Annotated in this window: 11 protein-coding genes and 1 pseudogene; all 12 read left to right on the top strand. The window is 41.1% G+C overall.

What is annotated here, in order from left to right:
- Positions 1-287: pseudogene (locus RYK12_RS06415) on the top strand (DUF5085 domain-containing protein); the annotation flags it as partial.
- Positions 288-359: 72 nt separating this feature from the next.
- Positions 360-1,238, top strand: coding sequence for a tRNA pseudouridine(55) synthase TruB (truB, locus tag RYK12_RS06410; RefSeq protein ID WP_314847855.1), 879 nt, complete (start codon positions 360-362; stop codon positions 1,236-1,238).
- 109 nt (positions 1,239-1,347) lie between these two features.
- Positions 1,348-1,986: a uridine kinase gene (gene udk / locus RYK12_RS06405; protein WP_001181376.1), complete on the top strand. Its 639-nt coding sequence runs from the start codon at positions 1,348-1,350 to the stop codon at positions 1,984-1,986.
- A 127-nt stretch (positions 1,987-2,113) separates the two neighbouring features.
- Positions 2,114-3,454 (top strand): exodeoxyribonuclease VII large subunit, encoded by a 1,341-nt coding sequence (gene xseA / locus RYK12_RS06400; RefSeq protein WP_314847854.1) that lies wholly within the window; start codon positions 2,114-2,116, stop codon positions 3,452-3,454.
- Positions 3,432-3,644: an exodeoxyribonuclease VII small subunit gene (locus RYK12_RS06395; protein WP_084865085.1), complete on the top strand. Its 213-nt coding sequence runs from the start codon at positions 3,432-3,434 to the stop codon at positions 3,642-3,644. Before xseA ends, RYK12_RS06395 begins: the two co-directional genes overlap by 23 nt.
- Positions 3,641-4,516, top strand: coding sequence for a farnesyl diphosphate synthase (locus RYK12_RS06390; protein WP_314847852.1), 876 nt, complete (start codon positions 3,641-3,643; stop codon positions 4,514-4,516). Before RYK12_RS06395 ends, RYK12_RS06390 begins: the two co-directional genes overlap by 4 nt.
- On the top strand, positions 4,509-5,324 hold the full coding sequence (locus RYK12_RS06385) for a TlyA family RNA methyltransferase (RefSeq protein WP_314847850.1): 816 nt from the start codon (positions 4,509-4,511) through the stop codon (positions 5,322-5,324). The genes RYK12_RS06390 and RYK12_RS06385 overlap by 8 nt, the downstream gene beginning before the upstream one ends.
- Positions 5,317-5,748 (top strand): arginine repressor, encoded by a 432-nt coding sequence (locus tag RYK12_RS06380; RefSeq protein ID WP_001034401.1) that lies wholly within the window; start codon positions 5,317-5,319, stop codon positions 5,746-5,748. The genes RYK12_RS06385 and RYK12_RS06380 overlap by 8 nt, the downstream gene beginning before the upstream one ends.
- A 6-nt stretch (positions 5,749-5,754) precedes the next feature.
- Positions 5,755-7,422, top strand: a complete 1,668-nt coding sequence (recN, locus tag RYK12_RS06375) for a DNA repair protein RecN (RefSeq protein ID WP_314847848.1) — start codon at positions 5,755-5,757, stop codon at positions 7,420-7,422.
- 1 nt (position 7,423) lies between these two features.
- Positions 7,424-8,152, top strand: a complete 729-nt coding sequence (locus RYK12_RS06370) for a metallophosphoesterase family protein (protein WP_314847847.1) — start codon at positions 7,424-7,426, stop codon at positions 8,150-8,152.
- A 78-nt stretch (positions 8,153-8,230) separates the two neighbouring features.
- Complete coding sequence (gene lepA / locus RYK12_RS06365) at positions 8,231-10,054, top strand: translation elongation factor 4 (RefSeq protein ID WP_001047207.1); 1,824 nt, start codon at positions 8,231-8,233, stop codon at positions 10,052-10,054.
- 246 nt (positions 10,055-10,300) lie between these two features.
- Positions 10,301-10,996, top strand: coding sequence for a hypothetical protein (locus tag RYK12_RS06360; protein WP_049535845.1), 696 nt, complete (start codon positions 10,301-10,303; stop codon positions 10,994-10,996).
- Positions 10,997-11,108 lie beyond the last annotated feature (112 nt).

Raw genomic sequence — 11,108 nt, 5'->3', positions numbered from 1 at the left:
TCACAGTCTATCTTCCCGTTCATGAGGATTATCTAGGAAAAGAAGAGATAATGGAGGGGACAGCCTATAACAGTTATTTTTTGGTTCCTAGAATGGCAGGAGTAAGAGTTACTGGCGAGGAAGATGTTGACTTTGATAAGGCTATATACCTGCTAACCAAATTATTGCTTGATAATGACTTAGAAGAATCTACACCTGTGTTTTATATTTCAAGCAAGATAAATGATGTTTTATATACAGATATCATGGTAGGGATTCGAGAAAAAGGGATTAATTCTGAACTGTAAATATTTTTACTATTGATATTGATAGGAAAAGAGTTAAACATGAATAAATGAAGGGGGAGTGAGAAAGCAAAAATGAACGGTATTATTAATTTAAAAAAAGAAGCAGGGATGACCTCGCATGATGCGGTTTTTAAACTGCGTAAGATTTTGGGAACCAAGAAAATTGGTCACGGTGGAACCTTGGATCCGGATGTGGTGGGTGTTTTGCCGATTGCGGTTGGCAAGGCAACCCGCATGGTCGAGTTTATGCAGGACGAGGGTAAGGTCTATGAGGGGGAAATCACTCTGGGCTATTCAACAACGACTGAGGATGCCAGTGGAGAATTAGTCGCAGAGACACCTGTTTTGTCGCCTTTAGATGAAAAGCTTATTGATGAAGCGATTACGAATCTGACTGGACCTATTAGTCAGATTCCGCCTATGTACTCAGCGGTCAAGGTCAATGGTCGCAAGCTCTATGAGTATGCTCGTGCTGGTCAGGAAGTGGAGCGTCCAGAACGTCAGGTGACTATTTATCAGTTTGAGCGAACCAGTCCAATTTCTTATGATGGTGAACTTGCACGCTTTACTTTTCGTGTGAAATGCAGTAAGGGAACTTATATTCGCACCTTATCAGTTGACTTGGGAGAGAAGCTTGGTTATGCGGCTCATATGTCACATCTGACTCGTACTAGTGCAGCTGGTTTGCAACTGGAGGATGCTCTTACCTTGGAAGAAATTGCTAGAAAAGTGGAGGCTGGTCAGCTGGACTTTCTCCATCCTCTAGAGATTGGGACAGGCGACCTTGTCAAAGTTTTCCTAAGTCCAGAAGAGGCTACAGAAGTACGTTTTGGTCGCTTTATCGAGCTAGAGCAAACAGACAAAGAATTGGCTGCCTTTGAAGGAGATAAATTGTTAGCCATTCTAGAGAAACGAGGCAATCTCTACAAGCCAAGAAAGGTTTTTAGCTAGTCTAACTGGGGTGTAGGGAGTGTTATTTCCCATAGACTATTCAAACCATACTATAAATTTTGCAAAAAATGTGATAGAATAGACGACGGATAAAAAAACGGAGGATAGCATGCAAAATAGACCAATCATTATCGGAGTGACAGGTGGTTCTGGTGGAGGTAAGACCAGTGTTTCAAGAGCCATTTTATCGCATTTTCCTGATGAAAAGATTTCCATGATTGAGCATGATTCATATTACAAGGATCAGTCTCACTTGACCTTTGAAGAGCGTGTCAAAACCAACTACGACCATCCTTTTGCTTTTGATACAGACTTGATGATCGAGCAAATTAAGGAATTGTTGGCAGGGCGTCCGGTGGACATTCCAACTTATGACTATACAGAGCATACACGGAGTAGTAAGACTTATCGTCAAGAGCCTCAAGATGTCTTTATCGTTGAGGGGATTTTGGTCTTGGAGGACAAGCGTCTGCGCGATTTGATGGATATCAAGATTTTTGTGGATACGGATGATGATGTGCGCATTATTCGTCGTATCAAGCGTGATATGGAGGAGCGTGGCCGTAGTCTTGATAGCGTTATTGACCAGTATTTAGGTGTGGTCAAGCCCATGTACCATCAGTTTATCGAGCCGACCAAACGTTATGCTGATATCGTCATTCCTGAGGGAGTCAGCAACACAGTGGCTATTGACCTGTTGACGACCAAGATTGCTAAGATTTTGGAAGAAGCTCGAAACAGCAAATAATCAGATGTGGAGGCCTTGCCTCCTTTTTCTATTTTTCCCTCATAATGGTACATAAATGGAGATTTTTAGGCATATTTTTGGTATAATAATACCCATGAAAGAGCAAGAAAATGAATAGTAGGTGGAGATGGAAAAGTATTTATCGGTAACAACTTTGACCAAGTATCTGAAAATGAAATTCGATAAAGACCCTTATTTGGAACGGGTCTATTTAACTGGTCAAGTTTCCAACTTTCGTAAAAGACCTACTCACCAATATTTCTCCCTAAAAGATGATCATGCAGTCATTCAAGCGACTATCTGGTCTGGGATTTATCAGAAATTAGGTTTCGACCTGGAAGAAGGGATGAAGATCAATGTGATTGGGCGTGTACAGGTCTACGAACCGAGTGGTAGCTACTCCATCATTATTGAAAAGGCTGAGCCTGACGGGGTTGGGGCGCTTGCTATTCAGTTTGAACAACTCAAGAAAAAATTGACAGAAGAAGGCCTGTTTCAAGAGAGGTTCAAGCAACCTCTGCCTCAATTTTCTAAGAGAATTGGTGTAGTAACCAGTCGCAGCGGAGCCGTTATTCGAGATATTATCACGACCGTCAGCAGGCGCTTTCCAGGTGTCGATATCTTACTTTATCCAACTAAGGTTCAAGGTGAAGGTTCTGCGGAGGAAATTGCTCGAAATATTGCGCGTGCTAATCAACAGGACGATTTGGATTTGCTGATTATTGGTCGTGGTGGAGGTTCTATCGAGGATCTTTGGGCCTTTAACGAAGAAGTCGTGGTACGAGCGATTTTTGAATCTCGTTTACCAGTTATCTCTAGTGTGGGGCATGAGACGGATGTGACCTTGGCAGATTTTGTGGCAGATCGACGAGCTGCAACGCCAACAGCTGCAGCTGAACTAGCAACACCTGTGACCAAGTTGGATCTATTAGCTCATTTGCAAAATCAGGAAAAACGGATGGCAACAGCAGTCCGAAATGTCCTATCTAAGAAACAAGAATCTTTGAAAAAATGCAGTCAGTCTGTTATCTTTAGACAGCCAGAGCGCTTGTATGATGGCTATTTACAACGTTTGGACCAACTACAACTGCGTTTAAAACAAAGTTTGCGAGCACGGATTTTTGATAGCAACCAATTAGTACAAGCAAGGACTCATCAACTGGTCCAATTATCACCTATTACCAAAATCCAGCGTTATCAAGATCGCCTAGGTCAGTTGGACAAACTCCTACGTAGCCAAATGGCGCTGGTTTATGATGCCAAGGTTGCTGAGGTGAAAAGACTTTCAGAAGCCTTGATGATGTTGGATACCAGTCGAATCGTGGCGCGTGGTTATGCTATTGTCAAAAAAGAAGAGTCCGTTGTAGATTCGGTTGAGAGTTTGAAGAAAAAAGACCAAGTGACGCTTTTGATGCGAGATGGTCAAGTAGAATTAGAGGTTAAAGATGTCAAAACAAAAGAAATTTGAGGAAAATCTAGCAGAACTGGAGGCCATTGTCCAAAGTTTGGAAAATGGTGAAATTGCTTTGGAAGATGCGATTGCGGCCTTTCAAAAGGGCATGGTCTTGTCAAAAGAGCTCCAAGCGACGCTGGACAAGGCTGAAAAGACCTTGGTAAAGGTTATGCAAGAAGACGGAACAGAAAGTGATTTTGAATGAAGAAGCAAGAAAAATTAGCTCTTGTCGAGTCGACCTTGGAAGATTTTTATGGAGACCAGCAGTTTGCCTCTAGTTTGCGAGAGTCGGTTCTCTATTCCATTCTTGCTGGTGGCAAGCGTATTCGGCCTTTTCTCTTATTAGAAGTTCTGGAAGCCTTGCATATTGCCATCAAACCTGCTCACGCGCAGGTGGCCGCTGCCTTGGAAATGATTCATACAGGGAGCTTGATTCATGATGATCTTCCAGCTATGGATGATGATGATTACCGTCGGGGACGCTTGACCAATCACAAGAAATTCGGTGAAGCAATGGCTATTTTGGCTGGAGATGCCTTATTCCTAGATCCTTATGCCTTGATAGCGCAGGCAGATTTGCCAAGTCAGATCAAGGTGGACTTGATTGCCAACTTATCCCTTGCTTCAGGAAGTCTAGGCATGGTAGCAGGGCAGGTTTTGGACATGGAAGGGGAACACCAGCATTTGTCTTTGGAAGAACTCCAGACCGTTCATGCCAATAAGACTGGGAAACTACTAGCCTATCCCTTCCAGGCAGCTGCTATTATAGCTGAATTGGCTCCTGAAATACAAGCAAAACTGAAAACTGTTGGTGAATTGATTGGTCTTGCTTTTCAAGTTCGAGATGATGTGTTAGATGTGACCGCCAGTTTTGAGGAAATCGGCAAGACGCCACAAAAGGACCTGCAGGCAGAAAAGTCAACCTATCCAGCCTTGTTGGGCTTGGAAGAGGCTATTGCCTTTTGTAACCAAACCTTGGACCAAGCTAATGCCAAATTAGAAGATATTGCCCAGCAGGTTCCTTTTGAGATAGAATCGATTGTAAGTGTAGTAGAAAGTTTGAGAATCAATGGCTAAGGAAAGAGTGGACGTACTAGCTTATAAACAGGGTTTGTTTGAAACGCGAGAACAGGCCAAGCGTGGAGTAATGGCTGGTCTAGTCGTAGCAGTCCTTAACGGAGAGCGTTTTGACAAGCCAGGAGAGAAAATTCCAGATGACACCGAGCTAAAACTCAAGGGGGAGAAACTCAAGTATGTCAGCCGTGGTGGTTTGAAACTGGAAAAGGCCTTGCAGGTTTTTGAATTGTCAGTGGAAGGGGCAACAACGATTGATATCGGTGCTTCTACTGGAGGATTTACCGATGTCATGTTGCAAAATGGTGCTGAGTTGATCTTTGCAGTCGATGTCGGTACCAATCAGTTGGCTTGGAAATTACGCCAAGACTCACGAGTTGTCAGCATGGAGCAGTTCAATTTCCGCTATGCTGAAAAGACTGATTTCGAGCAGGAACCAAGCTTTGCCAGTATTGATGTGAGTTTCATTTCCCTCAGTCTGATTCTTCCAGCCTTGCACCGTGTCTTGGCTGAACAAGGCCAAGTTGTGGCTTTGGTTAAGCCTCAGTTTGAGGCAGGACGTGAGCAGATTGGGAAAAATGGAATTATTCGAGATGCCAAGGTTCACCAGAATGTCCTTGAATCTGTCACAGCTATGGCAGTAGAGGCAGGCTTTTCAGTCCTTGGATTGGATTTTTCTCCCATCCAAGGTGGGCATGGAAATATTGAATTTTTAGCGTATTTGAAAAAAGAAGAGTCAGCAAGCAACCAGGTTCTTGCTGAAATTGAAGAAGTAGTAGAGAGGGCGCATAGTCAATTTAAAAATGAATAAAAAAGAGAGACTTGAAAAAATTAGACGATTTGTGACAGATTACCAAATCGGTACGCAAGAAGAAATTGTAGAACATTTGAAAGAGGCAGGCATCACTGCCACTCAGGCGACAGTATCACGTGATATCAAAGAGCTAGGCATTGTCAAAATTCCTTTGAGAGACAATACCTATGTCTACGAATTGCCAAAATCAATCGTAAAAAGTTTGCAACTGGCTGAAGACAATATTGAGTCAGCTGAATTGATGGATAAGATGATCAATCTCCAAGTTATTCCAGGAAATACGGCTTTTGTAAAAGCTCAGTTAACCGAGACTTTTGCGGATAAGATTTTTAGCTGTTTAGCTGATGATAGCTCGATTTTAGTCATTGCCAGAAGTGAAAGTCTAGCTGAGGAAATCTTTGAACAAGTAAAAAATTGGTAGGTCTATATGTTACTTGAAATTTCGATAAAAAACTTTGCCATTATTGAGGCTATTTCCCTCAATTTTGAAAAGGGGATGACTGTCCTGACTGGTGAAACGGGTGCAGGGAAGTCGATTATCATTGATGCCATGAATATGATGTTGGGAGCTCGTGCGACGACAGATGTTATTCGTCATGGTGCGCCAAAGGCAGAGATAGAGGGGCTTTTCTCAGTTGAGAATAGTCGCCTTTTACAGGAAATTTTTGATGAGCAAGGTTTGGAAATGGGTGATGAAATTATCATCCGTCGAGAAATTCTGCAAAATGGTCGGAGTATTAGTCGTGTCAATGGCCAGATGGTTAATCTGTCTGTTTTGCGCGCTATTGGGCAACATCTGGTAGATATTCATGGTCAGCATGACCAAGAGGAGTTAATGCGTCCCCAACTGCATATCCAGATGTTGGATGAATTTGGCGATGCAGCTTTTTGGGAATTGAAAGAAACCTATCAAACGAGTTTTGATGCCTACCGTAAAATGCGTAAGCAGGTTCTGGAAGTCAAGAAAAACCAACAGGAACATAAGGCACGTATTGAAATGTTGGAATTTCAAATGGCAGAGATTGAGGCGGCAAACTTGCAAGCTGGAGAAGACCTGGCTCTCAACCAAGAGCGAGATAAACTTCTCAACCATAAAAATATTGCGGATACACTGACTAATGCCTACAGTATGTTGGACAATGAAGACTTTTCAAGTTTAGCCAATGTTCGTTCAGCCATGAATGACATGGAAAGTGTCGAAGAGTACGACCCTGAATATCGTGAAATTTCAAGCTCTCTGTCTGAGACCTACTATGTCTTAGAAGATATTGGCAAGCGTTTAGAAGCTATCATTGAGGACCTTGATTTTGATGGCAATCGCCTCATGCAGGTTGAGAATCGTTTGGACCTCCTTCATACTATTACCCGTAAGTATGGTGGGACTGTAGACGATGTCTTGCTTTATTTTGCCAAGATTACGGAAGAATACAATCTCTTGACAGGCAATAATCTTTCATCTGAGGACATGGAAGCAGAGCTTAAGAAATTGGAAGTCAATCTTGTCGACTTGGCAGGTAAGCTTGCATCTGATCGTCATGATTTGGCTCAGCAATTAGAATCTGAGATTAAACAAGAGCTTCAAGATCTTTATATGGAAAAAGCCCAGTTTCAGGTTCGTTTTAGCAAGGGCAAATTCAGTCGTGAAGGAAATGAAATGGTTGAGTTTTATATTTCAACCAACCCTGGCGAAGATTTTAAACCCTTGGTCAAGGTTGCATCTGGCGGAGAATTATCTCGTCTCATGCTAGCCATTAAGTCTGCCTTTTCACGTAAAGAAGGTAAGACCAGCATTGTTTTTGATGAGGTGGATACGGGAGTTTCAGGCCGTGTAGCTCAGGCTATTGCACAGAAGATTCACAAGATTGGTCAGCATGGTCAGGTACTGGCTATTTCCCATTTGCCACAAGTGATTGCGATTGCGGATTATCAATTCTTTATTGAGAAGATTAGCAATGACCATTCAACAGTTTCGACTGTTCGTCTCTTGACGGTTGAAGAGCGAGTGGAAGAAGTTGCCAAGATGTTGGCAGGTGATGATGTGACAGAAGCAGCCCTGACGCAAGCCAGAGAATTGTTGAGAAACAGGGAGAAATAAGATGACAGACTATTATGTAATTGGAGATGTTCACGGAAAAGCTGGGATGCTGGAAGACCTTCTCAAAACCTGGGATGGTCAGACCCAGTTGCTCTTTCTAGGGGATTTGATTGACCGCGGTGAAGATAGTCGCCGCGTTCTTGAAATGGTTAAGGACTTGGTTGATAATCAAGGGGCGATCTGTTTATCAGGAAACCATGAGTATATGTTTTTAACTTGGCTCGATGACCCAGAAGAAAGCTATGACCACTATCGTCGCAATGGTGGAGATACAACCATTAACTCTATCCTAGGTCGTCCCTTGGATGCACCAGTTGACGGAGTAGAAGATGCCAAGCGTGTTGCTACTGAAGCAGCAGACTTGGTCAAGTTTATTCGTCAAATGCCATTTGTGGTAGAGACAGACAAGTATATCTTTGTACATGCTGGTATTGATTTGACCTTGGATGACTGGCGTGAAACCACAGATTATAAAAAAGTCTGGCTTAGAAAACCATTCCACGAAGCAGAAAATCATACTGGAAAAATCATTGTCTTTGGTCATACACCGGTTTATGGTTTGTTAAAGCAAGACCGAGGTACAGCTGAGCTTTGGACTACAGAAGATGGTAAGATTGGGATGGACGGAGGAGCTGTCTATGGTGGTGTCCTTCACGGGATTGTCTTTACAGACCAAGGAATGACAGAACACCACTTTATCGAAAATGACGGCTTTGTTGCTGAAGATTAGTACTCCTAGCAGGGTATAGTCTTGTCAAAATGTCAAAAACAATTTATAATAAATAGATACCCTGAAAGGAAGAGAATCATGAACTTAGAAGAATTGAAAAAACGACAGGAGAAGATCCGGAACTTCTCTATTATCGCCCATATTGACCACGGAAAGTCGACTCTAGCAGACCGCATTTTGGAAAAGACAGAGACCGTTTCAAGCCGTGAAATGCAAGCTCAGCTTTTGGATAGCATGGATCTAGAACGGGAACGTGGAATTACCATTAAGTTGAATGCCATCGAGTTGAATTACACTGCAAAAGATGGGGAAACTTATATTTTCCACTTGATAGACACACCTGGGCACGTGGACTTTACCTATGAAGTTTCACGTTCGCTCGCTGCCTGTGAGGGTGCTATTTTGGTGGTCGATGCCGCTCAAGGTATTGAGGCTCAAACCCTTGCTAACGTTTATCTAGCCTTGGACAATGATTTGGAAATCATGCCAGTCATTAACAAAATTGACCTACCAGCTGCAGATCCTGAGCGCGTGCGTACAGAGATTGAAGATGTCATTGGTTTGGATGCCAGCGAAGCAGTCCTAGCATCTGCCAAGGCTGGTATTGGTATTGAAGAAATCCTCGAGCAAATCGTGGAAAAAGTGCCAGCGCCAACAGGTGATGTGACGGCGCCTCTTAAGGCCTTGATTTTCGACTCTGTTTACGATGCTTACCGTGGGGTTATCCTCCAAGTGCGTGTCATGGACGGAGTGGTTAAACCTGGCGATAAGATTCAGCTCATGAGCAATGGTAAGACCTTTGATGTGACAGAAGTTGGTATTTTTACACCCAAGGCAGTTGGTCGTGATTTCCTTGCGACTGGTGACGTTGGTTATATTGCTGCTTCTATTAAGACAGTTCAGGACACTCGTGTGGGTGATACCGTTACCTTGGCAACCAATCCTGCGGCTGAGCCATTACATGGTTACAAGCAGATGAATCCTATGGTCTTTGCGGGTCTATATCCTATCGAGTCAAACAAGTACAATGACCTACGTGAAGCCCTTGAAAAATTGCAACTGAATGATGCTAGTCTCCAATTTGAACCAGAAACATCTCAGGCACTTGGATTTGGTTTCCGTTGTGGTTTCCTTGGTCTTCTCCATATGGATGTTATCCAAGAACGTTTGGAACGTGAGTTCAACATCGACCTCATCATGACAGCTCCGTCTGTTATTTACAAAGTTAATTTGACCGACGGTGAGTCTATGGATGTGTCTAACCCATCTGAATTTCCAGACCCAACCAAGATTGCGACCATTGAAGAGCCTTATGTTAAGGCGCAAATCATGGTACCACAGGAGTTCGTAGGAGCAGTGATGGAATTAGCTCAGCGCAAGCGTGGGGATTTTGTGACTATGGACTATATCGATGATAACCGTGTCAATGTTATCTATCAAATTCCCCTTGCTGAAATCGTCTTTGACTTCTTTGATAAACTTAAGTCTTCGACACGTGGTTATGCAAGTTTTGACTACGAATTGTCAGAATATCGCCCATCTAAGCTGGTCAAAATGGATATTCTTCTCAATGGAGACAAGGTGGATGCCCTTAGCTTTATCGTTCATAAGGATTTTGCCTACGAACGTGGGAAACTCATCGTTGATAAGCTCAAGAAAATTATCCCTCGTCAACAATTTGAGGTGCCAATCCAAGCAGCTATTGGACACAAGATTGTCGCTCGTACTGATATCAAGGCCCTTCGTAAGAACGTACTTGCTAAATGTTATGGTGGTGATGTTTCTCGTAAACGCAAACTGCTTGAGAAACAAAAAGCTGGTAAGAAACGTATGAAAGCTATCGGATCAGTAGAAGTTCCACAAGAAGCCTTCCTTAGCGTCTTGAGCATGGATGAAGAATAATGATTCTATATAAAACTCTTGAAATATATTCAAGAGTTTTATATTTTTAGTTAAAAATTGTAACTTAACTCCATTTATGGTAGAGTAAAATACGGAGGTTATATGGAATACTAAAAGTTATTATGACTAGGAAAATTTTAAATAAAATTGATAAAGAACTGGGGCAGAAAATGAATTAGAATAATGATTCTATTTTACCGCTTGGATCTATAATTGTTAGTAAAGAAGGGGCGATTCCTTTAACATATGATGAAAGCATTAGAAGAAAAACAAATTAAAATTGAAAAATTATATGGTTTTACTCGATATTTATTAATTGAAATAAATAATGGTTACGGGTTACTGGATTGTGAATCTACGACTTGTTTTGGTTATTTTTATAAAATTTATAAGATTGATTTTGATTTATTTTATAAGATAAAAAAGCAATCTGAGGATAAGCGAGAAGATATAACAAAAAATATAAAATTAGGTAGATTTTTCATGCTACCGATAATGATAGTGATTTTTTTCATTCTTTTAATAGAATTTATTGGCTTTAATAAATTTAATCTTGTTTTATCTCATAGATTTACGTATTTTATCTTTTCTGCGTTACCTGTTATATTATCAGTATTATTTCGCTTGGGCTATTCTTATAAGCAAAAACTGATGATTAATAAAATTTTTATATTAGAAAATTCTCGTCATTACCATGTAGTTGAAAAGTTTAGTAATTTTAAATTAAAAAATTGGCTTCTCCTAATTATAAATGTGGTTATTGCCAGTTCTTTACTTATTTATATTTATGTATATGGTAATTTAATTGTTATGTTTTTTACGACAATATATTTATATTTATTAACTTTTAGTAAGAATATACGATTGAGTCAAGCAAATACAATGAATATTAAAATATTTGTTGAAAAAGGATATTCGGAAAGTGATTCAATGTTATTATAGAATTCAATAATTGGATAGATAGATATTCGATACGACTTAGTCAGTTTTCATAATCAAGAGTATATTCTATATTATCAAATCCAATGTTTGAACTAAAATTGGAAAAATTCTT

Source organism: uncultured Streptococcus sp. (assembly GCF_963518475.1).
GTDB lineage: Bacteria > Bacillota > Bacilli > Lactobacillales > Streptococcaceae > Streptococcus.
Note: the sequence above shows the minus strand (reverse complement) of the source record. Positions and strands in the feature narration are given on the sequence as shown.

Excerpts from the sequence above, each read along its gene's own strand:
- truB (WP_314847855.1), top strand. The coding sequence starts at position 360 with ATGAACGGTATTATTAATTTAAAAAAAGAAGCAGGGATGACCTCGCAT.
- udk (WP_001181376.1), top strand. The coding sequence starts at position 1,348 with ATGCAAAATAGACCAATCATTATCGGAGTGACAGGTGGTTCTGGTGGA.
- xseA (WP_314847854.1), top strand. The coding sequence starts at position 2,114 with ATGGAAAAGTATTTATCGGTAACAACTTTGACCAAGTATCTGAAAATG.
- RYK12_RS06395 (WP_084865085.1), top strand. The coding sequence starts at position 3,432 with ATGTCAAAACAAAAGAAATTTGAGGAAAATCTAGCAGAACTGGAGGCC.
- RYK12_RS06390 (WP_314847852.1), top strand. The coding sequence starts at position 3,641 with ATGAAGAAGCAAGAAAAATTAGCTCTTGTCGAGTCGACCTTGGAAGAT.
- RYK12_RS06385 (WP_314847850.1), top strand. The coding sequence starts at position 4,509 with ATGGCTAAGGAAAGAGTGGACGTACTAGCTTATAAACAGGGTTTGTTT.
- RYK12_RS06380 (WP_001034401.1), top strand. The coding sequence starts at position 5,317 with ATGAATAAAAAAGAGAGACTTGAAAAAATTAGACGATTTGTGACAGAT.
- recN (WP_314847848.1), top strand. The coding sequence starts at position 5,755 with ATGTTACTTGAAATTTCGATAAAAAACTTTGCCATTATTGAGGCTATT.
- RYK12_RS06370 (WP_314847847.1), top strand. The coding sequence starts at position 7,424 with ATGACAGACTATTATGTAATTGGAGATGTTCACGGAAAAGCTGGGATG.
- lepA (WP_001047207.1), top strand. The coding sequence starts at position 8,231 with ATGAACTTAGAAGAATTGAAAAAACGACAGGAGAAGATCCGGAACTTC.
- RYK12_RS06360 (WP_049535845.1), top strand. The coding sequence starts at position 10,301 with ATGATGAAAGCATTAGAAGAAAAACAAATTAAAATTGAAAAATTATAT.